The sequence below is a fragment of the Pantoea sp. CCBC3-3-1 genome (assembly GCF_007981265.1).
GTDB lineage: Bacteria > Pseudomonadota > Gammaproteobacteria > Enterobacterales > Enterobacteriaceae > Erwinia.
Genome location: NZ_CP034363.1, coordinates 2,384,757 through 2,411,708, shown reverse-complemented (window position 1 = coordinate 2,411,708; position 26,952 = coordinate 2,384,757). Strand labels below are relative to the sequence as shown.

27 protein-coding genes are annotated in these 26,952 nt (G+C 51.7%); 9 read left to right on the top strand and 18 right to left on the bottom strand.

What is annotated here, in order from left to right:
* Nucleotides 1–35 precede the first annotated feature (35 nt).
* On the bottom strand, nt 36–1,502 hold the full coding sequence (locus EHV07_RS11265) for an aspartate aminotransferase family protein (protein WP_147197942.1): 1,467 nt from the start codon (nt 1,500–1,502) through the stop codon (nt 36–38).
* A gap of 14 nt (nt 1,503–1,516) precedes the next feature.
* Nucleotides 1,517–2,899, bottom strand: a complete 1,383-nt coding sequence (locus EHV07_RS11260) for a diaminobutyrate--2-oxoglutarate transaminase (protein ID WP_147200600.1) — start codon at nt 2,897–2,899, stop codon at nt 1,517–1,519.
* 886 nt (nt 2,900–3,785) lie between these two features.
* On the opposite strand from EHV07_RS11260, the gene EHV07_RS11255 reads away from it, so the two are divergent.
* Nucleotides 3,786–4,076 carry a VF530 family DNA-binding protein gene (locus tag EHV07_RS11255; RefSeq protein ID WP_147197940.1) on the top strand — a complete coding sequence of 97 codons (291 nt, stop codon included), beginning with the start codon at nt 3,786–3,788 and terminating at the stop codon, nt 4,074–4,076.
* Nucleotides 4,077–4,121: 45 nt separating this feature from the next.
* Here the strand turns inward: EHV07_RS11255 and EHV07_RS11250 are convergent, their stop codons facing one another.
* Complete coding sequence (locus EHV07_RS11250; RefSeq protein WP_147197938.1) at nt 4,122–4,796, bottom strand: nitroreductase; 675 nt, start codon at nt 4,794–4,796, stop codon at nt 4,122–4,124.
* Nucleotides 4,797–4,954: 158 nt separating this feature from the next.
* Here EHV07_RS11250 and EHV07_RS11245 point away from each other — a divergent pair, with 158 nt between their 5' ends.
* Complete coding sequence (locus tag EHV07_RS11245) at nt 4,955–5,884, top strand: LysR family transcriptional regulator (protein ID WP_147197936.1); 930 nt, start codon at nt 4,955–4,957, stop codon at nt 5,882–5,884.
* 13 nt (nt 5,885–5,897) lie between these two features.
* Here the strand turns inward: EHV07_RS11245 and EHV07_RS11240 are convergent, their stop codons facing one another.
* From EHV07_RS11240 to EHV07_RS11225, 4 genes are all read right to left on the bottom strand, one after another.
* Complete coding sequence (locus EHV07_RS11240) at nt 5,898–6,203, bottom strand: DUF1471 domain-containing protein (protein ID WP_147197934.1); 306 nt, start codon at nt 6,201–6,203, stop codon at nt 5,898–5,900.
* Nucleotides 6,204–6,428: 225 nt separating this feature from the next.
* Nucleotides 6,429–6,767 carry a gamma-glutamylcyclotransferase family protein gene (locus EHV07_RS11235; RefSeq protein ID WP_147197932.1) on the bottom strand — a complete coding sequence of 113 codons (339 nt, stop codon included), beginning with the start codon at nt 6,765–6,767 and terminating at the stop codon, nt 6,429–6,431.
* 321 nt (nt 6,768–7,088) lie between these two features.
* Complete coding sequence (locus tag EHV07_RS11230; RefSeq protein ID WP_147197931.1) at nt 7,089–7,583, bottom strand: DMT family transporter; 495 nt, start codon at nt 7,581–7,583, stop codon at nt 7,089–7,091.
* Between the two features lie 10 nt (nt 7,584–7,593).
* Nucleotides 7,594–8,028: a DMT family transporter gene (locus EHV07_RS11225; RefSeq protein WP_147197928.1), complete on the bottom strand. Its 435-nt coding sequence runs from the start codon at nt 8,026–8,028 to the stop codon at nt 7,594–7,596.
* A 97-nt stretch (nt 8,029–8,125) separates the two neighbouring features.
* Between EHV07_RS11225 and EHV07_RS11220 the strand changes: the two genes are divergently transcribed.
* Nucleotides 8,126–9,061 carry a LysR family transcriptional regulator gene (locus EHV07_RS11220; RefSeq protein WP_147197926.1) on the top strand — a complete coding sequence of 312 codons (936 nt, stop codon included), beginning with the start codon at nt 8,126–8,128 and terminating at the stop codon, nt 9,059–9,061.
* A 282-nt stretch (nt 9,062–9,343) separates the two neighbouring features.
* Here EHV07_RS11220 and EHV07_RS11215 read toward each other — a convergent pair whose 3' ends face one another.
* Nucleotides 9,344–10,732 (bottom strand): sugar porter family MFS transporter, encoded by a 1,389-nt coding sequence (locus EHV07_RS11215; RefSeq protein WP_147197924.1) that lies wholly within the window; start codon nt 10,730–10,732, stop codon nt 9,344–9,346.
* 556 nt (nt 10,733–11,288) lie between these two features.
* Here EHV07_RS11215 and EHV07_RS11210 point away from each other — a divergent pair.
* Together EHV07_RS11210 and EHV07_RS11205 are read left to right on the top strand one after the other, a co-directional pair.
* Nucleotides 11,289–12,575 carry a PAS domain-containing methyl-accepting chemotaxis protein gene (locus EHV07_RS11210; protein ID WP_147197922.1) on the top strand — a complete coding sequence of 429 codons (1,287 nt, stop codon included), beginning with the start codon at nt 11,289–11,291 and terminating at the stop codon, nt 12,573–12,575.
* 413 nt (nt 12,576–12,988) lie between these two features.
* On the top strand, nt 12,989–14,170 hold the full coding sequence (locus tag EHV07_RS11205) for a histidinol-phosphate transaminase (protein ID WP_147197915.1): 1,182 nt from the start codon (nt 12,989–12,991) through the stop codon (nt 14,168–14,170).
* Between the two features lie 135 nt (nt 14,171–14,305).
* Here EHV07_RS11205 and EHV07_RS11200 read toward each other — a convergent pair whose 3' ends face one another.
* The 5 genes from EHV07_RS11200 to EHV07_RS11180 form a co-directional block, all read right to left on the bottom strand.
* The gene (locus EHV07_RS11200) at nt 14,306–15,388 is read right to left on the bottom strand and encodes a type I restriction endonuclease (protein WP_147197913.1); all 1,083 of its coding nucleotides are present in this window, start codon (nt 15,386–15,388) and stop codon (nt 14,306–14,308) included.
* Between the two features lie 311 nt (nt 15,389–15,699).
* Entirely contained in the window at nt 15,700–16,341 is a 642-nt protein-coding gene (locus EHV07_RS11195) for an NrsF family protein (RefSeq protein ID WP_147197910.1), read from the bottom strand.
* Nucleotides 16,328–16,882: a sigma-70 family RNA polymerase sigma factor gene (locus tag EHV07_RS11190; RefSeq protein WP_147200599.1), complete on the bottom strand. Its 555-nt coding sequence runs from the start codon at nt 16,880–16,882 to the stop codon at nt 16,328–16,330. The genes EHV07_RS11195 and EHV07_RS11190 overlap by 14 nt, the downstream gene beginning before the upstream one ends.
* A 58-nt stretch (nt 16,883–16,940) precedes the next feature.
* Nucleotides 16,941–18,179: a protein-disulfide reductase DsbD gene (locus EHV07_RS11185; RefSeq protein WP_147197909.1), complete on the bottom strand. Its 1,239-nt coding sequence runs from the start codon at nt 18,177–18,179 to the stop codon at nt 16,941–16,943.
* Between the two features lie 24 nt (nt 18,180–18,203).
* Nucleotides 18,204–18,767: a peroxiredoxin gene (locus EHV07_RS11180; protein ID WP_147197906.1), complete on the bottom strand. Its 564-nt coding sequence runs from the start codon at nt 18,765–18,767 to the stop codon at nt 18,204–18,206.
* A 372-nt stretch (nt 18,768–19,139) separates the two neighbouring features.
* Here EHV07_RS11180 and EHV07_RS11175 point away from each other — a divergent pair, with 372 nt between their 5' ends.
* Genes EHV07_RS11175 through EHV07_RS11165 form a run of 3 tightly spaced genes read left to right on the top strand, consistent with a single transcriptional unit; the run spans nt 19,140 to nt 20,694 of the window.
* Nucleotides 19,140–19,622 carry a type VI secretion system tube protein Hcp gene (locus EHV07_RS11175; protein WP_147197904.1) on the top strand — a complete coding sequence of 161 codons (483 nt, stop codon included), beginning with the start codon at nt 19,140–19,142 and terminating at the stop codon, nt 19,620–19,622.
* A gap of 26 nt (nt 19,623–19,648) precedes the next feature.
* Entirely contained in the window at nt 19,649–20,257 is a 609-nt protein-coding gene (locus EHV07_RS11170; RefSeq protein ID WP_147197902.1) for a peptidoglycan recognition family protein, read from the top strand.
* Nucleotides 20,251–20,694, top strand: a complete 444-nt coding sequence (locus EHV07_RS11165; protein ID WP_147197900.1) for a hypothetical protein — start codon at nt 20,251–20,253, stop codon at nt 20,692–20,694. The genes EHV07_RS11170 and EHV07_RS11165 overlap by 7 nt, the downstream gene beginning before the upstream one ends.
* Before the next feature lie 100 nt (nt 20,695–20,794).
* Here the strand turns inward: EHV07_RS11165 and EHV07_RS11160 are convergent, their stop codons facing one another.
* From EHV07_RS11160 to ltnD, 5 genes are all read right to left on the bottom strand, one after another.
* On the bottom strand, nt 20,795–22,150 hold the full coding sequence (locus tag EHV07_RS11160; RefSeq protein ID WP_147197898.1) for a GntP family transporter: 1,356 nt from the start codon (nt 22,148–22,150) through the stop codon (nt 20,795–20,797).
* 103 nt (nt 22,151–22,253) lie between these two features.
* Nucleotides 22,254–23,039, bottom strand: coding sequence for a 2-oxo-tetronate isomerase (gene otnI, locus EHV07_RS11155; protein ID WP_147197896.1), 786 nt, complete (start codon nt 23,037–23,039; stop codon nt 22,254–22,256).
* Nucleotides 23,039–23,665, bottom strand: a complete 627-nt coding sequence (locus EHV07_RS11150; protein ID WP_147197894.1) for an aldolase — start codon at nt 23,663–23,665, stop codon at nt 23,039–23,041. The genes otnI and EHV07_RS11150 overlap by 1 nt, the downstream gene beginning before the upstream one ends.
* Complete coding sequence (gene otnK, locus EHV07_RS11145) at nt 23,662–24,933, bottom strand: 3-oxo-tetronate kinase (RefSeq protein WP_147197892.1); 1,272 nt, start codon at nt 24,931–24,933, stop codon at nt 23,662–23,664. The genes EHV07_RS11150 and otnK overlap by 4 nt, the downstream gene beginning before the upstream one ends.
* Nucleotides 24,930–25,796 carry an L-threonate dehydrogenase gene (ltnD, locus tag EHV07_RS11140; protein ID WP_371419687.1) on the bottom strand — a complete coding sequence of 289 codons (867 nt, stop codon included), beginning with the start codon at nt 25,794–25,796 and terminating at the stop codon, nt 24,930–24,932. The genes otnK and ltnD overlap by 4 nt, the downstream gene beginning before the upstream one ends.
* 298 nt (nt 25,797–26,094) lie before the next feature.
* On the opposite strand from ltnD, the gene ygbI reads away from it, so the two are divergent.
* Nucleotides 26,095–26,871 carry a DNA-binding transcriptional repressor YgbI gene (gene ygbI / locus EHV07_RS11135; protein WP_147197888.1) on the top strand — a complete coding sequence of 259 codons (777 nt, stop codon included), beginning with the start codon at nt 26,095–26,097 and terminating at the stop codon, nt 26,869–26,871.
* Nucleotides 26,872–26,952 lie beyond the last annotated feature (81 nt).

Sequence of the window (26,952 nt, the reverse complement as noted above, 5' to 3'; positions counted from 1 at the left end):
ATTTGTTATCGGCTTTTTGTTTAACGCAGAAAAGATTACAGCAAAGGCTGAGCCGTTTTCTCTACCAGCGCCAGCAGCACCTTAATGTCTTCCAGCGTCACCGTTGGGTTCAGCAGGGTCAATTTCAGGCAGGTCACGCCACCATGCTCGGTTACGCCAACGTTGGCACGGCCTGAATCCAGCAGGGCGTCGCCGATCTGTTGGTTCAGCAGCGCGATAGCGGCATCGCTGATGTTTGCCAGCTGAGCAGGACGGAAACGGAACAGGACGCTTGCCAGCTGCGGCTGCATAACCAGCTCAAGCGAGGCCTGCGTGGTCACATACTCTGCAACCTGCTGTGCCAGCGTCACGCCGTGATCGATGATTTCGGCATACTGGGTCTGACCTAAAGCTTCCAGTCCCATCCACAGTTTTAACGCATCAAAACGGCGAGTGGTCTGCAAAGACTTAGACACCAGGTTCGGCACGCCATGTGCTTCATCGAATTCGGAGTTGAGATAAGCCGCCTGATAGCGCATCAGCTCGTAATGACGCGCATCTTTTAACAGGAATGCGCCGCAGCTGATGGTCTGGAAGTACTGCTTATGGAAGTCCAGAGTAACGGAATCTACCAGTTCAATACCGTCCAGATAATCACGATATTTTTCAGACAGCAGCAACGCGCCGCCCCAGGCCGCATCAACGTGTACCCAAATCTGATGCTCTGCCGCCAGTTCAGCAATGGCACGCAGCGGATCGATAGCGCCCGCGTCGGTGGTGCCCGCCGTCGCAACAATCGCCAGAATCTGCTCGCCGTTGGCTTTCGCCTGCTCAACTTTCTCTTTCAGATCGGTCAGATCCATACGAGCAAAGCGATCGGTCTTCACCAGCGTAACGGACTGATAGCCCAGGCCCATCAACGCCATATTCTTCTGCACGGAGAAGTGGGCGTTTTCAGAACAAAGCACTTTGATCTTACGCAGATCGCCTGGGATGCCATCCTGCTGTACGGAGTGACCGCGTGCAGCAAAGAACGCATCGCGCGCCAGCATCAGGCCCATCAGATTGCTCTGGGTGCCGCCGCTGGTAAACACGCCCGCATCGCCAGGCTGATAACCCACCTGTGTACGCAACCATTCAATCAGCTTGACCTCAATAATGGTCGCTGACGGGCTTTGATCCCATGAGTCCATGCTCTGGTTAGTGGCGTTAATCAGCACTTCAGCAGCCTGGCTAACCACCAGGCTCGGGCAATGCAGATGCGCAACACACTGTGGATGGTGCACTGACAGACTGTCTTTCAGGAAATATTCCACGGCGCGTTCAATCGCGGCCTGGTTGCCCAGGCCCTGAGGATTGAAGTCCAGCTGAATACGTTCACGCAGCTCGGCAACGCTTTTGCCCTGATACATCTCAGGCTGTTGCAGCCACTGCACGACCGCTTCACTTGCCTGCGCAATCGCCTGCTGATAGGACTCGGTGCTCTGCGCCGAGCCTGCCAGAATAGGGTTAGACCTGGACATCGAATTTACTCCACTCAGACTGGTTTAACGCCAGCATCAAGCAGGGCGTGTTCAAATTTATCCAGGAAAATATCCAGCTCTGCATTGGTAATCAGCAGAGAAGGGAGCAGGCGCAGCACGCAACCGTGGCGGCCACCGCGCTCCAGGATCAGACCGTTTTCAAAGCATTTCTTCTGCAACAGGGCAGAAAGCTGACCATCAGCCGGGTAGCAACCCATATGATCCTGCGCTTCGTTTGGTTTGACGATTTCAATACCGATCATCAGGCCCAGACCACGCACGTGACCAATCACCGGGTAACGTTTCTGCAAATCGGCCAGTTTGCCTTTCAGCCATTCACCTTGCGCTGCCACTTTATCTGCAACCTGGTTATCTTTCAGGTATTGCAGCGTGGTCAGGCCGGTCGCCATCGCCAGCTGGTTGCCACGGAAGGTGCCGGTATGATGGCCTGGCTCCCATGCGTCAAATTCTTTCTTAATACCCAGGACGGCCAGCGGCAGACCGCCACCCACAGCTTTGGACATCACGATGATGTCTGGCTCAATGCCAGCATGTTCAAAGGCGAACAGTTTACCGGTACGGCAGAAACCAGCCTGAACTTCATCAATAATCAGCAGGATACCGTGTTCCTGGGTGACTTTACGAATGCGCTGCAACCACTCAGCCGGAGCCGGGTTCACACCGCCTTCGCCCTGAACCGCTTCCAGAATGACGGCAGCAGGTTTGCGTACGCCACTCTCAACGTCGTTGATCAGGTTTTCGAAGTAGTAAGTCAGGGCATCTTCACCCGCTTTACCGCCAATCCCCAGTGGGCAACGGTACTGATGCGGGTAAGGCATAAACTGAACTTCCGGGATCATGCCGTTCACGGCTTCTTTCGGTGACAGGTTGCCGGTAACCGCCAGCGCACCATGCGTCATGCCGTGGTAGCCGCCAGAGAAGCTGATCACGCCAGTGCGGCCGGTGTGCTTTTTAGCCAGCTTCAGCGCAGCTTCAACGGCATCCGCACCGGATGGACCGGTGAACTGCAGGCAATACTCTTTACCCTGACCAGGCAGGATAGAAAGCAGGTACTCAGAGAATTGATCTTTTAACGGCGTGGTCAGATCAAGTGTATGTAACGGCAAGCCGCTGGTAATGACATTTTGGATGCTTTGCAGAACGTCTGGATGGTTATGTCCAAGCGCCAGCGTTCCCGCACCGGCCAGGCAGTCAAGATATTGATTATTCTCAACGTCGGTAATCCACACGCCCAATGCTTTCGCAATGGCGAACGGCAGTTTACGCGGATAGCTGCGGACATTCGATTCGAACTCAGCCTGACGGGCTAAATAGGTTTCATTGCTGCTGTTTGAGGAATTGGCACCTAAAGTATCAATACGGACTTTATCCGTCATCATATCACTCCTACAACTGGGGTTATCAGCAACGCCGCAGTTGAATAAATGGGATTAAAAAGGGTTAGGGTGTAAAAAACGCGGCCAATATATGGCTTTTTGAGTCGCTACTCAATAAATAAATTTGTTTAAATTTGTTTACTATTTTCTTATATGAATCAATATGTTGTTGATTTAGTGACCGTTGCTGCCGAGTATAGCCGCTTCGACCGTTAACGATAAGGCACAAAAAAGCACCGCGGTTCAGGATCTTGTTAAGCGACGGTTGATAAAAAAGACTCAGCCGATACGTTACACACGCGATCGTTTAACTCAAATCTATTATAGTCCCTCAGGGTTTTATCTGTACGGAACAGGGCGTCAGACAGGTAAAAAAGGGTTAACTATGTTGAGTTATTGTAAATTAAATTATTCCTGTGAGGAATTTGGCCTATTGGTCATTTTTCTCGATGGCTTACTGATGAACGACGAAAGCTGGAAACAAACGGGTATTATCCACCCGCTTACAGAAAATTAGCATATTGTGTGCCCAGACCTGGCGGGGCATAACCGGCGCGACAAGAATTTTGAGCCGGAAGCTTACTCACTATCCTGACTTATTTATTCGGCATCCTTTGGATTTTGTTTATATAAATTATTAATAATGTCCCTGCTAATTTTATTACATTACATTCACTAATAATGAAGCGCTAACCGTCGATTATCATCTGCAAGATGGAGATTGCCCGGAGGCTGCGCGGAGGGTTGGACATATATTCCAGGCGTTGGCTGCATCAATCCAGGCGATCCGGGTAGCCGTCCATAACTGCCGGATAACATCGTAAATTTGCACCACAATCTTTCAGCCAGTATGGTAGCGCCATTAATGTATTGCTGAGAGATAACGATGTCCCCCCATACTTCAAAAGATCCGCTTCATGGTATGACGCTGGAAGCCATTCTTAACGCCCTTGTCGCTCGCTACGGCTGGGACGAGATGGGCAAACGCGTCAATATTAACTGCTTTAAAAGCGATCCCAGCATCAAATCGAGCCTGAAATTTTTGCGTCGCACGCCGTGGGCGCGTGCAGAAGTTGAAGCTTTCTATATTGAGTCTCTTGATGAACCCACCGCGCCAGAAGCGGAACTGCCGGCCGACAGTCCCTGGGCTAACTGGAAAGCGAAGAAAGAAGAATAACGCTCTGACAAAAATGACGCCCCGACAGGCTGTCGGGGCAGGCTGTTAGCGGTGAATGACCACGCTTTCGGATACCGGCATCCGTCCCATATTGGCGTGGCGAGATGGCGCCTTGTCATCGGCATAACCAAACGAAATGCCAAACAGCAGACGGAAACTGTCGTCCACACCCAGCCTCTCTCTTATTGTATCGGCCTGGAAGCCCAACAGCGTTTGCGGGATGCCGGCAAAACCTCTTGCAGCCAGCGACAGCAAAAAGTTCTGTCCGTACATGCCGATATCAGAAGCCACACGCACATTGTCACCAAATGACGGCATAAACAAAAAGGCGACATGGGGTGCGTTAAAGAACGTAAAATTACGCAGATAGGCTTCATGGCGGCCTGCCCGATCGTCCCGCGCTATTCCCAGAGCATCATAGTAGATACGCGCCTGTTCCTGGCTGCGATCGAAGTAGTCACCGTAAAAATCGCCATAATCGAAAGTGAAATCAGGCGTCATAACCCCGTTTTCCGCATTGCGAATCATCGCGGCGGCAAGCTCATCCTTTTTTTGCCCGGAAACAATATGCACATGCCATGGCTGCGTGTTGCAGTTTGATGGTGCATGTTGCGCATCCAGCAGGACTGCCTGGATTTGCTCATCCGATAAAGGCGTTGGTAAAAAGGCGCGCGGTGAAAAGCGTTGACGGACGGTTTCTTCAAAAGAGAGCGTATTCATAAAGATAAAACTCCATGCTGGGGTAACCAGAAACCGAAATTCCCGTGTCGGGTTCGGTTCCAAAAACGAATGCATGCAGCTTATACTGGAATTCAGATGCCATCTTTGGCGATTCTTACTCAATCAATTGAAAAAAATTCAACAATGGGAGCGGAAGAATGCACTCTTCTGAACGGCTGAAAGGCATCGACGTTTTTGTCTGCGTGGCAGATACCGGCAGTTTCACCGGCGCGGGAGAACGTCTGCACCTCACCACCTCAGCCGTCAGTAAAGCAATCGCCAGGCTCGAAAAGCGCTTACAGGTCAGGCTTTTTGACCGCACCACAAGACGGTTGGCGCTAACCGAAGCGGGGAGGGAATTTTACCATACCTGCACCGGTGTGCTTGCCCATCTTGAAGAGGCAGAGCTGTCGCTGCATGCAAATAATAATGAATTTAAGGGCCGATTGCGGATCGATCTCTCTGCCTCTTACGGGCGGCTGCATGTCCTGCCGGCAATACTGGATTTCGTTAAACAGCATCCGCAGCTTGAGCCGCACATTACGCTGAGCGATCGTTTTGTGGATCCGGTTGAAGAGGGCATTGATATTATCGTGCGCATTGGCGGTTCGGGCAGCTGGCCAGCCGCGCTGGATCATTATCCGATCGGTGTACAGCGACTTATTTTCTGCGCCTCTCCGGACTACCTGCATCAGAGAGGTGAGCCCGTCGATGAACAGACATTAGCAGAGCACGGTTGCGTACTTTATGGCACAGCGGAGGGTACCGCATCCCCTTTACACGGGTTGGAAATCGGTACGGGGAAAGTGCAAAGGCCTGCTGCCACAAGAATCGCCATTGGCGATATAGAAGGGCAGGCAACCGCGGTTATTGCCGGGCACGGTATCGCGCAGCTGCCGCTGTGGCTGGTCCGGGAACATTTGAAAAGCGGTCGCCTGGTTCAGGTTTTACCTGGACTGGAGTCCGAAGGACTGCCGATGAATATCGCCTGGCTGAGAAGCCGGGAAAAGCTGCCGAAGGTGAAAACGCTGGTTGAACATCTGAAATCAACGCTTTCACCAGCGGGCCATAATTGCGGTGCGGAATGACCTTAATCACCACTCAGCCGTAAGCCACTTTGTCATTAATGGTGTAGAGCGTGGCGGTAGCCGCCAGCAGTGACTGAGCGTCATTGCCCGGCTTGTGCGATTCCACTTCAGTAATGTGATACGCAACGGCACCTGCATCCAGCGCTTTATGCAGCAGGGCATCGTTTAACTCTTCCATCGAGGTTGCCCAGCTTACCGTCGTCACGCCCGTCGGCTGAGCAGCATTTTTTTCACGATGTGTTAAGCCTGCGCGAATGAAAACCGGCTCAACGGACTGAGGCGTGAAGATAGATAACACATCCTGCACTAAATCTTTCATGGTCTGACTCCTGAAATGCTAATAAAGAGTTAATTGATTTCGGTAGTTGTTATAAAAGACGCTTTTACCACGGCGTCTTTAGCTTTAACTGCTAATTAGCGTGCGGAGAAAGGTCTGGCCACATTTCCGTGAAGGTTTAGCGGCAATATTATCATCTGCTTACAGGTTACGTATTCAGACACATTTCATCGAGTTTCGATGGCCGGGTACCGCAACGAGAATACCCTATGCCGGTACAGACTCAGGCTGCAACTGATAAATCCATGCGGTAACTTTCTGCCCGTTGGCTGTCGTAACAGTAACTTCAACCCGATCGTAACCGTCTTCAAATTCATCCAGCATTGGCCAGTGGTTTGCCATGTGGTTGGAGAGAAAAAGATAGCCGTTTACGCGCGGTCCTTCGTCATCCAGCACGATGCCGGGAAAATCAGCCGCTGCGCCCCAGCTTTTTTCATAAAAAGTGCCGGTAACAAAACCCTGCTGCCATTTGCCACCGATAGCTTCCAGGATATGCGCATTAGAACGGCCAGGACAGAGCGTGCCGTAAACAAATAAAGGTGTCATAGTCCCTCGTTAATTTTGCTTAAAAAGTGAGTTTACCCTTGTTGTGCCGCGCGTAATTGAACGAACAGAATACGAATATGTCAACACCGTGCGGGAAAGCCAGACAGAAAAGGAAACCTTCACATCTTGAGCTGGATTGGCAAAGCCGCTGCTTACGGGCTTCGAATTCGAGGTTTGTTTCACTCTTGAAGCCGTTCCACAGCAAGAGCGCTGTAGAACGGCTTTGTAACCGCCAGAGGCGGCGCGGGCTGAGTACCGGAGGAGCACTCCTGTTCACATTTTTATCACTGACTTATGACCTTACAATCCCGGCAAAATAATTTATGCGCCTGATGAAGAAGCCGTGGAGGAACTATTTCCCGCCGTTTTTTTCTCCGTCTTACTGCTCGAATAAATAAAGTAAAGCGCGATGCCCAGGCAAACAACTGCACCAAGGCGTGTTGCTGAGAAGTGGATCGCGTCATTCCCTAACCAGCCAAAGTTATCAATAAGCATGCTCATTGCCAACTGACCAAAGATCACCGCAACGGTCGCGACAGCCGCACCAATACGCTGTACAGCCAGCACCATAATGACGATGTATGGAACGCCACAAAGTGCGCCAAGCAGTTGCCATTTTGGCACGTCCAGCAAGGTCACAGTCTGCTTCGGTTCAAAGAAGAAGATGAGAAGGGCAGTGACCAGTGCGCCAATTGAGAAGGTCAAAAATGCACTACGGAATACGCCAACCTTACTGCCTAACTTGCCATTCATTGCAGCCTGCACGCTTAAGCACGCGCCACCCACTACAGCCAGAATTATCATTATTATATTCATAGTTTTTACCTTAGCCTTTTGCCACAAGGAACAGCGCGGCAATAATAAAAAACAGCGCGATGATGCGTTTGTTGTCAATTTTGCGGTGAGCGGTACCGAACAGGCCAAAGTGGTCGATCACCAGACTTTTGAACACCTGTCCTGCCAGAATGCCAATCATCGTCATCGCGATTCCGATGCTGGGAACGGCAACGGTCAGAATGACCACGTACACCGGCCCCAGGATGCCGCCCAGCAGCGTCCATGATGGCTGAGCAAAGAAAGAAGGGCTGTTACGTGGGCTAAAGAACAGCATCAGCAGAAATGTCAGCGCTGCGCCAACGCCAAAAATACTGAACGTTGCCCACAAATCTCCAACCGCGCTGCCCAACGGCCCTAATAATCCGGCTTCAACGGACAATCCCATCCCGCCTGCAACAACGAGTAATATAAATAACAGCTGCATAACACAATCCCCAGTAATTAAGGCGGTGGATCCTATAGCAGTAAGGCATAATGAAAAACGGTATAATCCAGGAAACACCTTTGCAGGAAATGAGATAATGTACGATCCCGCCACGATCAATTTTCGCACGTTGTTATTTTTCATCGGTGTCTACGACGACCAGAGTTTTTCAGCTGTAGCAAGGCGTGAAGGGGTCTCGGCCTCGATGATTTCACGCGTTATTCTGCAACTGGAGGACACGCTGGGTCAGCAGCTTTTTTATCGCAATACCCGGGCCGTTATTCCTACCGAAGCGGGCAGGTTGTTTATCGATTATGCCCGGGCCATGACTGAACAGCTCAGTGAAGCCCGTAAAGAGATGCTGGACAGATCTCTGGAACCGGCCGGATTGATAAGAATTAATGCGCCCGTCTTTTTCGGTCAGCGCCATATTGCGCCGTGGCTGACTGAGCTTTCTGTGCGCTATCCGAAACTACTGATTGAGCTGACGCAAACCGATGATTACATCGATCCGCACAAGGATGCCTCAGATGTCATTTTCAGAATCGGCACACTGACGGATTCCTCTTTCCATGCCCGCATATTCGGGACACAGCGTTATCATCTGGTTGCCTCTCCAGGCTATATAGAAAGGCAGGGAGAACCGGCGTCGCCAGCCGAGCTGAACCATCATAAGTGTCTGGTCTACAAAGGCTGGTCGGGGCCTAATCGCTGGTTGTTCAGGGAGCCAGCAGGCAGCTGGATCCATTATCCGGTTACCGGATTACTCACTTCTAATAATGCTGAATCCTTACTTACCAGCGCGCTGGGCGGCATGGGAATGGTGCTGTTTCCTGACTGGTTGATTGGTGACAGCATTAAAAAAGGCGAGCTGGTCAGAGTGATGATGGGATTCGAAGCCGCAATCAAAACAGAGCCACAGCATATCGCCGCCATTTATCCCAACGTGCGCCATCCGCCGTTAAACGTAAGAGCCGTGATTGACTATTTTGTGGAAGTCTTCGGCACGCCGCTTTACTGGCAGTTTGACTGACCTGGATATAATTTTAACGTACCGTTACCTTGGTGCGCATAATGTATATTATGTTAAATTAGATAATCATCAGCCGGGCCGAAATCCGGAGACCTGCTTCTGGTCCCTAACCTGCCTTTTCCCATCCTTTGTTGAGGCTGCCTTTCACTCGCCGTTCTTTACATGTTTGCCTTAACCTGAACAAGCCGCAGATTAAACCGATCGCGCTACGTGAAATCTGAGAAATCCTCAGCATCAATCCCTTGCAGATTTCACGTAGCGGCAGCTTCATCTTACGGCCTGTCAGGCACCGATATCACGCAGTGGTTTGCCCTTCATCAGATTTCGTTCGATATGTTCCAGCGTGACGTGCTTCGTTTCCGGCACCAGCCATATCGTCAGCAGGATAAACGCCAGGTTCAGCGCGGCGTAAAACCAAAACGTGTTGGCGTTACCGAACTTCTCCAGCATGGTCAGGAACGTTGCGCCGACAATCATATTGCCCACCCAGTTGGTGGTTGTTGAAGCCGTGATGCCAAAATCGCGCCCCTTCAGCGGCTGGATCTCTGAACACAGCAGCCATACCACCGGCCCGGCGGCCATCGCGAAACCTACAATAAAGATCAGCAGCATCGCCACCGCAAAATATTTACGGAACTCGGTTTCCACGCCGATATGCAGCAGCGTACCCAGGACGCCCATCCCTACCGCCATCACCAGGAAGCTGGTCGTGAGCATCGGCTTGCGTCCCCAGCGATCGACCAGACCAATAGCGATTAGCGTTGCCAGCACATTGACCAGCCCGACAATCACCGTTCCCCACATCTGCTCACCGGTACTGGAAAAACCGGCGATGCCAAAAATTTTCGGCGCGTAGTACATCACCACGTTCATGCCGGTGAACTGCTGCATCAGCTGCAATAACATACCCAGCCATACCGCACGGCGGAAGTTGCCATTGTTTTTAAACAACGACCAGCCGTGTTGTTTAACTTGCAGGCTTTCACGAATTTCATCCAGCTCCTGCTTTGCCTGCTCACTGGTGTTGCGCAGACGATCCAGCACGCGCTGCGCTTCATTAAAGCGACCGTGTGAAGCCAGCCAGCGTGGACTGTTAGGAAGAAACAGCACGCCAATAAACAGGATAACCGCCGGGATCGCGATAACGCCCAGCATCCAGCGCCAGCTGCCGCTATAGCTGAACGCGGTATCAGAAAGATAAGCCACCACGATGCCGGTCGTCAGCATCAGCTGATACATGGAGATCATTGAACCGCGAACACGCTCCGGCGCAATCTCAGCCAGGTACAGCGGCGCGGTGTAGGACGCTACGCCAACCGCCAGGCCGAGCAGCACGCGGGAGAAAATCAGCGATTCCACATCCGGTGACAGCGCCGACCATAAAGAGCCGATGATAAACAGTGTCGCCCCCACCAGCATGCTTTTCTTGCGCCCGAGCTTTGAAGACATCCAGCCAGCAGCCAGCGCACCTATTGCCGCGCCGAACATCATCGAACTGACCACCCACTCCTGCTCATGGTTGCTGATCTGCAAATCTTTCGCTAAAAACGGTAGCGCCCCGGCGATCACGCCAATATCAAGCCCGAACAGCAGGCCCGAAAGTGCCGCCATCATGCAGACAAACCAGGTAAACCGGTTCTGTTTACTCCCTGAAATTTTACTGGCATTCATGCCGTCTCTCCTCGCTTACGTCAATTAACATCAAGGATGTTAATATTATGTAAATGAGCGGCGTGCTGATGCGTTACCGGTCACACATTTCAGGTGACGCTCCGCTTCCCAACACCTGGCTATTTAACATAATACGACTATCTGCCTGCGTCCGCTTGCTCACCTTGTAGCAGGTGAACATAGCCGATGTTGCTGCCACCACGTGTATACTCGGGCCTTAACAAGGCGCTAAAGCCTGTTGCCCTGAAAAAAACAGGCCTGATAAAACAGTTGGCAAATATCGCTCAAACTTTTGGCTGCCCTGCCGATATCTGGATCTGGACGGATTTTTTGATCGGTCCCATAAATTTAATGCATCAGGAAAGTTAAAACAGCCTCCCAGCCTGCACACCAGTGCACATCAAGAGACACGGCCTTTAGCCACAAAATGGCAAAGCGTCAGGCGGGAAAAATGCGGACTCATGTTGCCGCATATATTCATTTGCACGGGGTTGCAGGCAGAGGGCTGCCCGCCCGCAGATGGATCATTGAGACAAGATAACTTCCTGAGGTTTATATGTTTGGTGTGAAAAAATCGAATATTTCTCTGCCCTTATCCAGAAACAACGCCCTTGTTAAGGACATCAATGCGATCAAGCAGCATGTGGCATGGATTGAATTTTTGCCCGATGGAGAAATCATTAGCGCCAATCAGCAGTTTCTGGACCTGACTGGCTACTCGCTAAGTGAGATCCAGGGCAAGCATCACCGGATTTTCTGCCATCCGACCTACTCCCACTCCTCAGGCTACGCTATTTTCTGGCAGACATTGGCGGCGGGTGAATCGGTTACGGGCATTTTTGAGCGTTTTAATAAACAGCATCAGCGCTTCTATCTCAGCGCCACCTACTTCCCGGTCTGCGATGACAAAGGCACCGTGTACAAGGTCATTAAAATTGCCTCTGATATCACCGCCCGACATCAGGAGCTGGAGCATAAAGAAGCGGTGATCACCGCGTTGGATCGCTCTATGGCGGTCATTGAGTTCACGACTGACGGCAAGATCATTACGGCCAACGATAATTTCCTTACCCATATGGGCTATGCGCTTTCTGATATTGTTGGCCAGCATCATCGCATTTTTTGCTATGAAAGTTTCTATCAGGAGAACCCCGATTTCTGGCAAAAAATTGCTAAAGGTCAGCACTTTGTTGGGCGTTTTGAGCGTAAAACGGCATCGGGCGAACGCATCTGGCTTGAAGCAAGCTACAATCCGGTTTACGACGCCGATGGGAAAGTTTGTAAGGTCATTAAGATCGCTTCTGACATTACCGCCCGTGTGGAGGCTGCAAAGCGCGTGGCGGATATCGCTGTCACCACGTCGGAACAGACGTCGCAAATTACGCACAATGCTAATGAAGTGCTGGATGAAACCGTGCGGAACTCCGGCGAGGTGACGATACAGATGAACGCCGCGGCTGAGATTGGCGCCCAGCTGAACGCCTCGGCAAAAAGCATCAGCGAAGTGGTCGAAACCATCAATCTTATCGCTTCACAGACCAATATCCTGGCGTTGAATGCCGCGATTGAATCTGCGCGAGCTGGCGAAGCGGGCCGCGGATTTAGCGTGGTTGCCGGTGAAGTTCGTCGCCTGGCGGCTTCAACCGCCAGCGCCACGCAGAAAATTACCTCGGTGGTGGAGCTAAACACGCAGCTGATCCAGCAAATGCATCACCAGCTGGATTCAGTAAAACAATTTGTGGTGACCGAACAGGATAAAATCGGCGAGCTGTCCCGCAGCCTGCGGGAAATCAACAGCGGCGTGCATCAGTTTGTTAGCGTTATCCATCGGCTGAACGTATAGGCCGCAACACAGGGGGAGCGATGCAGCTCCCCTCTGAAAACGTCGACTACCCTTAATATCAGTGCCATAAGCTCGCCCTCTCCCACACAAGCCCCGGTAAGCGCAGAGGCACTGCTCTCATGCACAAAGCCAATCTGAACTAACGGGCAAGAGAGAACCGCGCGAGAAGGCCGCAGGGATATATTTTGGTGCAAAGTGCACCAAAAAATGCCCTGGTCATTATTCTAATCATAAAGATAATTTGTATTTTCACAGCGAAACTATCAGATGCTGCTCTTATCAATATCGCACTCCAACAACGCTCACCATTAATTACACAGCTATAACAGAAGGTTAAAGAAAACCTTTTTTTCCAGCCTGGCATATTTACTGCATAGTCCTCTGCGACATTAATTAAAAAGGAGAATATGTCGATGAGTACTCTGGTGAATGAAAACGAGACTGTGGATTCAAAACGTAGAACCTTATTCAAGTTATCGGGCGCACTACTGGGCACGGCTGCCTTATCGTCAGGATTATCCCGTGCTTTTGCCGCCGATCCTGTCGGCACGGCGACCTTCTCTCCGCCCACGCAGGCGAACCCTATCCGTATTAACTTTAACGAAAATCCACTGGGCATGTCCCCAAAAGCGCAGGCAGCGGCACGCAATGCCGTCGCCATAGCGAACCGTTATGCAAAAGATGAGATCGTCAATCTGCGTGACAAGGTCGCTCAACATCATCAGGTTCCATCTTCATCCATATTACTGACTGCCGGATCGTCGGAAGGCATCCGGGCAGCGGTTGAAGCCTGGTCGCCGCTGGGATCGCAACTGGTTATCCCTGAACTGACCTATGGCGACGGCGAAGAGTTTGCCAAAATCGCCGGAATGAAAGTTACCAAAGTCAAAATGCTTGATAACTGGGCATTTGATATCGCCGGGATGAAAGCGGCGGTAGCCAGTCATAATGGCCCTTCGCTGGTTTATCTGGTCAATCCGAATAATCCGACGGCGACGATTACCCCTGCTGACCTGATTGAGCCATGGATCGCCAGTAAGCCTGCCGACACGATGTTTATCATTGATGAAGCCTATGCGGAATTTGTTAATGACAAACGCTTTCGCTCTGTCACTCCGCTCCTGCACAACGGAGCACAAAATATTATTCTGCTAAAAACCTTTTCCAAAATTCATGCGATGGCGGGAATGCGTGTTGGTTACGCGGTGGCACATCCGAATGTGATTGCGCTGCTGGAAAGGCATGTCGCCGGGGAGAAAATCAATTTTTGCGGCGTTGATGCGGCACTGGCTTCGATGGACGATCCTGCATTTATTGCTTACAGCAAAAAGACTATCGACCTCTCCCGCCAGATTTTAGTGAAAGCACTCGACGAGTTAAAGCTGCCTTATTTACCTTCCGAAGGAAATTTTGTTTTTCACCAGCTCAACACGCCACTGAAAGACTATCAGCAGCATATGGCCGAATCCGGTGTGCTGATTGGTCGTGCCTTTCCCCCCGCGGATAGCTGGTGTCGTATCTCTCTCGGCACGCCAGAAGAAATGCAATGGGTGGCCAAAACGATGCACGAATTTCGTCAAAAAGGCTGGGTTTAGTTTCAGGATTTAAAGGCGTCTGGGCATGGAGGCGTAAGAAACCTCAAAATGGGATAAATATGAATTAAGTAGTTCGTAACGTTAATTCCCGGCTGTCTAATCTTACAGGGGAGCGACAAAGCTCCCCTGCCTTCGCTAGTTATATCTTAGTGCTGTTTCAATCAGGACATCGGTAAAGTCATAAATTTCATCAAGGGTTGAAACAGGATGCCGAGTCTCAACTTTATTAGCATCAAAGAGACCAATATACATCTGACTTCGATTCAAATGCAGCCTGCATATTGGCTTCCTGTTATTGTCATCGATTAGTATGCCAAAATAACTCCTTGTGTCTCTGTATGAAATCCTTTCAGAAGCAAAATGTTTCCTTATGATTGATTTGACAATATGAAATCCTTCAATTTCTTCAGCTGTAGTTACAATTCCGTCATCTACATCGGTCTGTTGTTTACCACCCTCACTAAGCGTGGTGGGAGTATCAACCTCAGTCTTATCCGTAACAGAACCGCTGATAGCTGACTTTAACCTTTCATTGACCTGATCGTTTAACCATTGATTTGCCGCTTTTTTTGTTAAAACCAGGAAAAGCTCTTTGACCTTTTGCGTAAAAACCCCTTCATATACCCGAGATCCTACAAGCTTTACAAAATCGTCTTCGGGGTTTTGAAATTGTGCCGAAATTATTTTTTTAATCTGACTGACATACTTAAGCTCTCCAGCGGCGTTGACTATTGACTCCACATCAAAAGCACTTCTGGTTAGCTTGAGTATCTCTGGAACCACGTTTTCATCGATATCGAGAAGATCCAGTTCCAGAAAAGGTTTTTCATCCATTTTATTTGGTGCATCTAAATCCGTGAAAAACCTGTAAACCTGGCCATTTGTGAGGATGGATATTCTGGCTGTAGTCACATGAAAGTATCTGAAAAGCTGTGAAGCGTGTTTTATATTGAGTGAATCGCCAATTTTTTTACATTCGACGAGCATCTGAATCTCAGAGTCCCTGACTATGGCATAGTCAATTTTCTCGCCTTTTTTTATTCCAACATCACAAATAAATTCGGGAATAACTTCCGTAGGGTTAAAAACATCATAACCCAATATCTTGCTGATAAAGGGCATGACCAGTGCACTCTTAGTGGCCTCTTCCGTTTGAATTAAAAGCGATTGTTGTTTGATTTTGACTGCAAGTGCATTCAATTCATCTAAAATTTCCATTCATCACCATTAAAAGTTAAAAACAGACAGAAAACCTGTCGATGCTGTGCCGTGACAGAGTTTAAACCTAATATAACTGGCGCCTTATAGTGGAGATTTAAAATAATAACGCCTGTTTTTTTCTGAAATGAAAAAGAGAATGAATACCTGGAGGTATTTATTATGATATAATCGATAGTAAAATTTTTGTCAACTTATATTATTGGGGAGGCTTTACGAAGGCCTACTGATGCTTATTAATATAGGCGTCATTGAATTTATAAATCATTCAAAAATAATAAAAAGAAGCCATTTTTAGTTCTCAAGTATCATCACTTATCCAGCCCGATCCAGCGCCTTCCCGCCAACACGGTAATAGCAACAATGGTGATGCCTGCCGCGAGGTGCATAATGAAGTCGAGCAGATGCAGATGCGTTTCATGGCACAGCGAAAGCAGCATGGATGACATAAACGCGATACCGCATCCTGCCAGAGCCAGACTCCTGCCAGGATAGAGCGAACGCGAGCGATGCAGGCTGATAACCGAAATCACCATCATCGGCAGGCTGGCCGACAGCATAAACAGATAGCAGTGGATCCCTTCACCAAACTGACCCGCTCCAGCTCTTGTCCCGGAAAGGGACATATTAATCAGATTAAGCACCAGCCAGCAGAGCGCCAGCAACAGCGGCCATCTCATGCGTACGGGCTGGCGTCCGGCAATGCTAAGGGTGAAAGCGGCGGCGATAGCGCTGCTGCCAATAATAAAAGCCAGCAGCAAAGTGAGCATCGCGGGCAACGCGCCTGGCTGGGACCAGTCTGTGAAACGATGATGGAGTATCCAGCTGCTCAGCATGCCGCAAGGGAGGGCCAAAGCAACCCAACCGGCAACACGCCAGCCCACAGGCCGTAAGCGTTTCACCGGCTGCGCCGACTGACTGAGGTGATCTATAAACTGCTCATGATTTCTCACGATTACCGCTTCCATATTTCCGAAGGTTAAGCATCGCGCGATGCAAAAGGGATTTGACGGCAGAAACGGAAAGATGGGTTTCTGCTGCCGCCTGCGCCAGACTTTGTTCCCGCAGATGAACGGACTCAACAATCTCACGCTGACGCACCGGCAGGCTGCCTAAATAGCCGGCGAGGTCATGCGGTTCAGGGCTAACATCGTCCAACTCTGCGGGATAAAGATTTAATGCCTCTTCATCCTGAACTTCCTGATTACGACCGCGCTGTCGCAAAGCATCAATCGCTCTGGCAGAACTGATAGCCGCCACCCAGGGCAAAACAGGCCGTTGCGGATCGTAGGTGTGGCGCACCCGGTGGATCGCCAGCAACGTCTCCTGAATAACGTCCTCAATTAACGCTTCATCACTGATTTTTTTGCGCACGAAGGCACGAATGGCTGGCACCATCGCTTTCAGTAACTGGTTATAGGCTTCCCTGTCGCCAGCCTGCGCGCGAGCCATAAGTGCTGGCCAGTGCTGAACGCTGATTTCAGTCCCGGCCATCATTGGCCCTGAATATTTTCTCTGTTCGGTTCATTACAAAGAAGTTTACTCGTCAGTTTCAGGATTTTTTGTCGCTTACCGCGGCATGTTCCAGCGCCGAAATCACGATACGCGGCGTCAGTACCTGCGGCAGCACGACAGGCTTGCCGCCATCGGCCGGATAAACCACATAAAGCGGCAATCCACCCTGGCCAAAATCGCTGAGTGCCTGTTCGACATCAGGATTGTATTTGGTTGAATCCGCGACCATATAAATCGTGCTGGTCTGTGCCATTGCCGTTTTCACCGCTTGTGTAGAGAGCGAGGTACGGTCGTTAACCTGACAGGTAATGCACCACGAGGCGGTGAAGTTAACCAGAATCGGTTTACCCTGCCCTTTAATGGCGTCGACATTTTGTGGCGACCAGGCAACGGCAGCCGCCGCTTCAGAAGCTTCTGCACCATCCGGTGAGGTGGCGGTTGTTTTCAGGTTTGCCAGTGGCGGCACCACCAGCAGCAGAAACACCAGCGTTGCAATGTGCAGCCCCCAGTGGCCTTTACCCATCATACGGCGTTTTTGCGCCATGCCATACAGCCAGGCGGCAAAACTGAATAACAGACAGCAGACCAGGATCGCAGCCAGCGCGGCCGATCCCGCCTGACGCTCCAATACCCAAATCAGCCAGCCCACCGCACCCAGCATCGGAAACGCCAGGCCGTGTTTTAGCGTAATCATCCAGGCACCTGGCGCAGGCAATACGCGCGCCAGTACCGGGAAAAACGAAATCAAAGTAAACGGTGCCGCAAAGCCTAGCGCCAGCGAAATAAAGATCACCACGCTAATGAAAGGCGGCTGAGTCAGTGCATAGCCGACAGCGCTGGCCATAAACGGTGCGCTACACGGCGTAGCGACAACGATAGCCAGCGCGCCGGTCAGCGCCGAACCAATCAAACCGCCGCGATCGCCGCCGATCCCCCCAACCCGCTGCACTGCCAGTCCGACCTCAAAAAGGCCAAAAAGATTAAGCGCCGACCCCAACATCACCAGGATCAACAGCGCAATCACCAGCGGAGATTGCAGCTGGAAGCCCCACCCGACGGAAGCGCCGCCAGCTCGCGCCAGCAGCAATACCGCTACCAGTGCGATCATAGTGAGCACAACGCCGAGCAAAAAAGCCAGGCCTTCCGCTCGGGCGTGTCCGGGCTTGTCGTGATGGCGGATCAGGCTCAACGCTTTCAGCGAGATGACCGGAAAGACGCACGGCATTAAATTCAGGATCAGGCCGCCAAGGAAAGCGGCAGCGATTGCGGTCAGCATAATAAATCCACTCAGGTTAGAAAATTAAGCCGGGTTGGCCTGACGATATTTTTTCACTGCTTCCATCGCTTTCTCAATATGCGCATCCGGGTTTTTATCGGTATAGCTGAGCAGGATCTTACCGTCCGGCGCAATCACATAAGACGTGCGGTCTGAATAAGTTTTCCCTTTTATTTCCAGAGTGTTTTTATATTCAGTGGCGACTTTTGCACCCGGATCGGCAGCGACGGTAAATTTATCGCGACATTCCAGCTGGGAGAACTTAGCAATCTGATCGGTATTGCCGGCAGTAACGCCAATCACTGTCGCACCCTGCTTTTTAAACTCATCGGTGGCCTCGGCAAAATCGTGCGCTTCCAGTGTACAACCCGCGCTAAACGCCACCGGGAAGAAATAGAGCACGACCGGCCCTTTTTGCAACGCTTGCTGAAGTGAGAAGGTCGTTGCTTTACCGGCCAGTGCGGCTTCAAGCTTGAAGTCAGGCGCTTTCTCACCCACCTGTAAGGCAGCAAAAGCGGACGTCACGGGCAGGCTAAGGGCTAAAAGTGAGGCGGCAACGACTGTTTTCAGATTGTTTTTCATACGCATAATGCTCTCCATTGAATGACAGATAACAGGAATTGTTTCCTTAATCATAGGTTCGCCGGAGAAACGGTAAAAGTTTCGGTCGGATGAAAAAATTTTTTGCCTTTGCCGACATATTGCCGATCGCCGCATAAAAGATGGGTATCTGCCTGACCTGCTGCTGACCAACTTGCCTGATGCTAAACATATTTTGATTAAGCATTTTTTCCATGCGATATTCTGTTTCTGCATGATTTTTAAACAGCGGCCTTCTCTGAGGGTTCTAAAGAACGGAGGGAAGCATGGTCTCACGGTCTGGGGGCGCTTTGTGAAGCCCTGTCTGACTAAAAATTCATAGCAGGGAAATATTTAACCGTAAATTAACAAGGACGAAATATGACACAGGATATTTTTATTAAATTTAAGGGCATTGCAGGTGAATCCCAGGATCCGGTTCATAAAGATGAGATTGAGGTGCTCAACTGGAACTGGTCGCTCAGTCAAACGTCAAATATGCATTCAGGCAGCGGCGGAGGTTCAGGTAAATGTACCGTTAAAGACCTTTGTTTTGAACATTATATCGATAAAGCCAGCCCAAACCTTCTCCAATACTGCCTGGTCGGAAAGCCAATTTCTGAGGCGATTTTGACGATGCGCAAGGCTGGAGGAGCGCCGCTGGAATATATAAGAATAACCTTACAGGAAATCATCATTACCCAGGTTCAGCCAACAGGGGTTTACAATATGTATGGCCCCAGAGAGGACGTTAAATTATCTTTCGCGCGGGTCAAGGTGGATTATGTTTTGCAGAATGCTCTGGGGAAATCTGCCGGGACAGTTTCCACTGGATATGACATTAAACGCAATCTTTTAATTTAACTGTTATTAACACAAGGATGATTAACATGTTATTTATAGATAAAAATGGTTTAATCGATGCAGAGCGTATTACCGTCAAAAGATTTTCTTCGATAGAGCGCGGAGAACTTAAAAAAGTAAATGGAATTGTTGTGCATCAGACAAACGCCTCAACGAGTGGTAGCACATTTAATAGTTATCAAAATAAAGGCGCTAATGGCGCACATTTTTTGATAGACAAAGACGGAACTATCTATCAGACGGCCTCACTGTATAAAGTGACATGGCATGTTGGGAAAATTCAGTCCCGATGTTTTTTGACGGCCAGGTGTAAACCAGCGGAGTTTAAAAGGATCGCAACACTGGAGAAATCCTGGGTTAATGCAACTGAAATATCCAGAATTGAACACAAAAAATCATTTCCCAGTCGGTTTCCTGTAAACAGTGACAGTATCGGCATTGAAATTGTCGGTAAGTCAAATGCCGCTGACAGCAAAGAACCTGTATATGAACCCGTTAACGATATGCAAAACGAATCACTGAAATGGTTGATACAAGAACTTAGTGACATGCTTAACGTTCCAATGACCGAGGTATACCGCCATCCTGAAATAGGCAGAAAAAACACAACGGAGGCAAGTACAGCAAAATGGTAAAATCAAATTATAAAATAATTGCTTTTTTAACCTTTTTCTTAACCGCTTTATATCCTGCACAGGCAAGGACGGTCAGCCATCTCAACATTGAAAAAACCGGTTTACTTTATGAAGGACACAATGAAGAAAGTGAAAAAACAGCGTGTAAATCATTCAGGCCTGAACAAAATCAGCTTGTGCGTTTTTTCAGCCTTGCCAGTGAGTCAAAAGAAAGCGGAACACTGCTACATGAATATTACTCGCCCTGTTTTGCTGTAGGAACAGTTGTTTTTGATGATGGTTCAAGTGGGCGTTGGAATTTGCAATCCAGCGGGCTGGGTTTTGTTTTTTTTAACACGGGGGAACAAGTCGTTTTTTTCCACAGGGATAATCAATGGACGGATCCTTATCTTTGCACTTATGGGTTAAGTGACGAACCCGAACCTGGATGTGAATGATGATTCATTAATCAAAGTACGCCCTCAGTGGCGTACTTTTTCAGGTTAAGACCCTGCTCCCTGCCCCGCCAGCAACACCAGCGGGCCAGGGAGCACTCACTTAAACCAGAGCCCAAACCAGCCAGGTGAGGACAAAACCGCTCAGGCCCATAATGGTGGTCAGTACGGTCCACGTCTTCAGGCCATCCGGCACCGACAGGCCCAGATAACGCGTTACCACCCAAAAGCCCGCATCGTTAACATGTGACAACCCCAACCCGCCAAAACAGGCCGCCAGCGTTACCAGCACCCTTTCCATCTCATTTGCACCGCCGACCGCCGTGGTCAGCAGCCCGCTGGTTGTCAGGATCGCCACGGTGGCGGAACCCTGTGATGCCCGCAGCGCCAGCGACAGAATAAACGCGGCCGGCACCAGCGGCAAATGCAGCGTTTCCAGCGTGGTTGCCAGCGCTTTGCCCACGCCGGATTCCACCAGCACCTTGCCGAATGCACCACCGGCACCGGCCACCAGGATCACGCTGGCCGAACCGGGGATGGCGCGACCGGTCAGATCCTCCAGCTTATCTTTACTCCAGCCACGACGCAGACCCAGCAACCATGCAGCCAGCGCGAGCGCGATTAACAGGGCAATCGGCGGCGTGCCAATAACCATCATCACTTTACGCAGCATGCTCTCTTCTGCCAGCAGCGAATGTGCCAGCGTGCCGAGCACAATTAACGCAATGGGGACGACAATCAGCCCGGAGATCATCAGCGCGCCGGGCGGAGCCGGTTCATTTTTCTTCTCTACGCCTTCCGGTTTTGCCATTTGCAAATTTTCCAGCACTTCTACCGAAAGCTGATAGCGACGGCGATTCATCGCTTTTGCCACAAAGTAGCCCACCACGCCAACCGGAATCGAAATGGCGATCCCCAGCATCATCAGCCAGCCCATATCGCTGTGCAGGATCCCCGCCGCCGCCGCTGGCCCGGGATGCGTCGGCAACGCCACATGCACCGTCAGCATCACGCCCGCCATCGGCAGACCAAACTTCATTGGCGAGACGCGGGCAACTTTGGTAAAGCCATAAATCAGTGGGATAACAATAATAAAGCCGACCTCGAAAAAGACCGGAATTCCCAGAATAAACGCCGCCATGGTCAGTGCCGCGACGGTACGCTTGATGCCCAGCGTTTTGCTAAAGCGCTGGGCCAGCGATTCAGCGCCGCCCGAGGCCTCGATCACCGCGCCGAGCATCGCCCCCAGCACAATGATAATAGCGATATGACCGAGCAGCCCGCCCATGCCGCTCATGATGATTTCCATAATTTTTTCGGACGGAATGCCGGTGGCAAAAGCAACCAGCAGGCTGACAATCAGCAGGGCCACAAACGGATGAACTTTGGCTTTAATGACCAGCAGCAGCAGAATAACAATGCTGGCGGTCGCGATAGCTAACAGCAAGGCGGTGGACATGGTAAACCTCAGATATTTTTTATCGTTTTAAAGTAAGGCGCAGGGTTGCCTGGTGCAGGCAGAGGTAAGAAGACACCGGCGCAGCAACGCCGGTGGCAGGTTTTCAGGGCTTTTTCGCCCAGGGCTGGAACCAGCCGAGGCCTTCCAGCGTCGAATGACGCGGAATATATTCGCAGCCGACCCAGCCGTCGTAGCCCACTTCATCCAGCAGGCTAAACAGCCACGGATAGTTGATTTCACCCTCGTCCGGTTCGTGCCGGTCCGGCGCAGAGGCGATCTGCACGTGGCGGTAGCGGCCCCGATTAGCACGGATCAGCTGGCTCAGATTGCCGTCAACCAGCTGGGCATGGAACAGATCGAGCTGGGTAAAAACGTTTGGCCGGTCGATACGCGCCATGACGTCCAGCGTCTGATACTGACTTGAATAGAGGTAGTTTGGTTTAATCTTCGGGCTTAGCGCTTCCAGCAAAATGTTGATGCCGTGTGGTGCAAAGCGATCTGCCGCATAGTGGATATTGCTGATGAGCGTTTCAACGCAGGCATCGCGGTCCATCCCTTCCTGCACCACGGAAGCCATGATATGTACCTGCGGCACCTCCAGCGCCACGGCGTAAGCCAGCGCATTGTCAATATCGGCCCGGGCGTCCGCTTCACGACCGGGGATCGCCGACACGCCCCATTCTCCTGCCTGCACGTTCCTGGCTGCGGTATTAAACAGCACCAGTTTGAGATGATTATCGTCCAGCAGCTGTTTTAGCTGCGCGGCCGGATAGTCATAAGGAAACAGAAACTCCACGGCTTCAAATCCGGCGGCGGCCGCCGCGGCAAAGCGCGATAAAAAAGGCACTTCGGTAAACTGCGTGGACAAATTAGCGGCAAATTTTGGCATTATCGGCTCCTTAACGCGGCAACTTCATCATCATTCAGGTATCTGATGGCGCGGTCGCCCAGGGTAAAAATAAGGCGCGCCGTCTCTTCCAGCTCTTCGGTATTGTCAGCCGCTTCGCGCAACGATTTTCCCACTACGACGGAGCCGTGGTTGGCGAGTAAAAACGCACGATACCGTCCTGCCAGCCCGGCTAAATCTTCCGCCAGGCGTTGGTCGCCCGGCTTGTAGTAAGGCACCACCGGCACGTCGCCCACGCGCATAACAACGTAAGGCGTGAACGGACGAATACAGTTGTGCGGATCCAGCCCTTCAAGGCAGGAGAACGCCGTCAGGTAATGGCTGTGAAGATGCACTACCGCTTTACAGCTGGGATCGTTCTGATAAAGCGCCCGATGAAAAGCAATCTCTTTTGAAGGCTTGTCGCCGGAGAGCCATTCGCCCTCCAGCGTCACTTTAGAAAGCCGCTCGCCATTCAGCTCGCCCAGACAGGAGCCGGTCGGCGTGGCCAGCAGCATGCCGTCTTCAAGGCGCAAAGAAAGATTGCCTGCGGAGCCGGTTGCGTAACCGCGCGCGAAGAAGGAGGCGCCCAGCGTGACCATCTCCTGGCGTGCCTGCTGTTCAGTCATAAAGAAAACTCCGTTTGTGCGCGGCGGAAGAACTGTTCATCGCCAAAATTGCCTGATTTAAGGACCAGCGACAGCGGCTGGTCGATATCGCGTACCCAGGGGACGCCGGGTGAAACCGAGGGGCCAATATGGAAAGCGGTCACGTCGAGGCTCTGCGCCACCACGCCAGAGGTTTCGCCGCCCGCCACAATGAAACGCTGCCAGCCACGACGCTTCAGCTCCCGGGTCACGGCGGCAAACAGATTTTCGACCGCTTCGCTACTGCGCTGCGCGCCATACTGTTGCTGAATTGCCTGCAACGCCTGCGCATCAGCCGTGGCGTAAAGCAACGGTGCCAGCGGCTGGTCGCTGTTGGCCGCGACCCAGTCGCACAGCTGTTGTGCATAGTCGCCTGCCTTATCGAGATCCAGACAGCGTGCGACGTCAACTTCCTGAGAAGGTGCCTGCTGACGATAGGCATTAACCTGTTTATTGGTCATCTGCGAACAGGAACCGGAAATCACCACCGCGCGTTCGCCTTGTGGACGCCCCGCCGCTTCGGCCTCACCGCGAGCGCCATTGCCCGTTGCCCACTGGCGTGCCAGTCCGATGGCCAGACCGGAACCGCCCGTTACCAGCCGCATATCAGCCAGCGCCTCGCCCTGCGTCAGCAGATGCTGTTCGTTCAGCGTATCCAGCACCACGTAGTTCACGCCCTGGCTTTTCAGCTCAGCCAGCTTTTTCGCTACCGCACGGGCACCCTGATCGAGCACCGCAGCGCTAATCAGCCCGGCTTTGCCCGTTGCCTGCTTTTCCATTAAACGCAGCAGGTTGCTGTCGGTCATCGGCGTAACCGGATGGTGCCGCATGCCGGAATCGGACAGCAACTGCTCGCCGACAAACAGGTGTCCAAGATAGACAGTACGGCCATTTACCGGCAGCGCCGGGCAGATCGCCGTTTGCGTTTCACCCAGCTCGGCCAGCAGGGCATCAGTTACCGGGCCAATATTGCCTTTTTCCGTGCTGTCGAAGGTCGAGCAATATTTGAAGTAAAAGCGGTCGCAGCCCTGCTCCTGGAGCCATTTCAGCGCGGCCAGCGACTGCTGCACGGCCTGCTCAATACCACAGGAGCGGGTTTTTAAACTGATGACAATCGCCTGCGTGGTGGGCGCATCGTGCTGCTGCGGCACGCCGTTGAACTGAAGGGTAGAGAGACCGTTTTGCACCAGAAAGCTGGCGATGTCGGTTGCGCCGGTAAAATCATCGGCAATGACGCCCAGGCGAGTCATACTCCCTCCTTGCCGTGTGGCAGCGTGATACCGCTGAAAATCTTAATCACCGCGCTGTCATCTTCACGGCCATAGCCCGCGTTGCTGGCTTCAGTAAACATATTCAGCGCGGTAGAGGCCAGCGGCAGCGGGAAATGCAGCGATTTCGCGGTTTCCGCCACCAGGTTAAGATCCTTAACAAAGATATCGACGGCGGATTTCGGGCTGTAGTCGCCGTCCACCACATGGCGCATGCGATTCTCAAACATCCAGGAGTTTCCGGCCGCGTTGGTGACAACGTCATACATTGTTTCAAGCGGGATACCGGCGCGTGAAGCCATCGCCATCGCTTCCGCCCCCACGGCGATATGCACGCCAGCGAGCAGCTGGTGGATAATCTTCACCGTTGAGCCCTGGCCGATTTCGCTACCGATGCGGTAGACCTTCGCAGCAATCGCCTCGAGAACCGGCTGAAGCCGTTCAAAAGCAGCATCGCTGCCGGACGCCATCACCGTCATGTCGCCGGTGGCCGCTTTTGCCGCGCCGCCGGATACCGGCGCATCCAGCATCAGCAACTGATGAGCGGTAAGCTTCTGTTCAATCTGCTGAGCGTCCTGAGCGGAAATAGTGGAAGAAACCATCACCACCGTGCCCGGCTTCAGTTTTGCTGCCAGCCCGTTGTCGCCAAACAGAATGCTGTTGACCTGCGCGGCGTTGACCACCAGCAGCAGCACGGCTTCAAGTCGTTCGACAAAACTGTCGGCCGAGCTCTGCGCATCCTGTGCGCCAGCCTGACGCAGCGTTTCCAGCGCGGCAGGATTGAGATCGACACCCCAGGTGTTCAGACCTGCACGAATACATGACGTCGCTGCGCCCATTCCCATCGAACCCAAGCCGATGACACAAACATTTGCAAGTGGCACTGTCAGCCTCCGCTGTTAAATTAAGTGATTATTTGTTCAATGTTGTTAATCGTGCCAGCTTGCGTGCGGAATAAATGTGCCTGATGTCACAAAACTGACCTGGCGATTGAATGAGCACATTTTTTCACATCCCGTATCACGCCTTGCTCTATATCGACCGTTCAGGGAACAATGAAGTTAAGCCTCGTCATTTCTGGTTCGCAGAAAAGATCTTTTCCACTACACTGTGAAAAATTGATAAATTTTCACAGGAGTCGATGTGATCCCGGTTGAACGACACCAACAAATCCTGGCAATGGTGGCCGAACGCGGCGTGGTGAGCTTTTCTGAACTGACAGAACGGCTTGGCGTATCGCATATGACGATCCGCCGCGACGTGCAGAAGCTGGAGGAGCAAGGCGCGCTGCTTTCGGTTTCGGGTGGCGTCCGCTCGGCGGAACGGTTGGCAGCAGAGCCTTCACATCTGACCAAAACCTCGCTGGCGAATGCTGAAAAACAGGCGATTGGCCGCTACGCCGCGCAGCATATTCCGCGTAACAGCTGCATCTATATTGACGCCGGGACGACCACGCTGGCGCTGGCCCGTGAGCTGCTGGATCGGGATGATGTGCTGGTTGTGACCAATGATTTTATGGTGGCCAACCTGTTAATGGAGGCCAGCCAGTGCCGGGTCATCCATACCGGCGGTACGGTTTGCCGTGAGAATCGATCGTGTGTCGGGGAGAGCGCGGCACGCAGCCTGCGCAATCTGGCCATTGATATCGCTTTTATCTCGGCATCCTGCTGGGGACCGCGTGGGTTGTTCACACCCGATGAGGAGAAAGTGACGGTAAAACAGACGGTCTGCGAGGTCAGCAGCAGGCGCGTTTTACTGAGCGACAGCTCAAAATATAACAAAATCGCCACTTTTCTTGCCCTGCCGCTTGACTGTTTCGACACCATTATCACCGATACGCAGTTGAGTAACAGCGCGCGTGACGCCCTGAGTGGCGGAAACTGGCAGCTGATGCTGGCCGGGACAGCCATCACTGTTTAGCGTTAAACCGCCGCTTTTGCCGTAACGCCTGAACGCCATCGGAGCGAGTTCTGTTCAGGCAACCTTTTTGCTCCTGCCTCA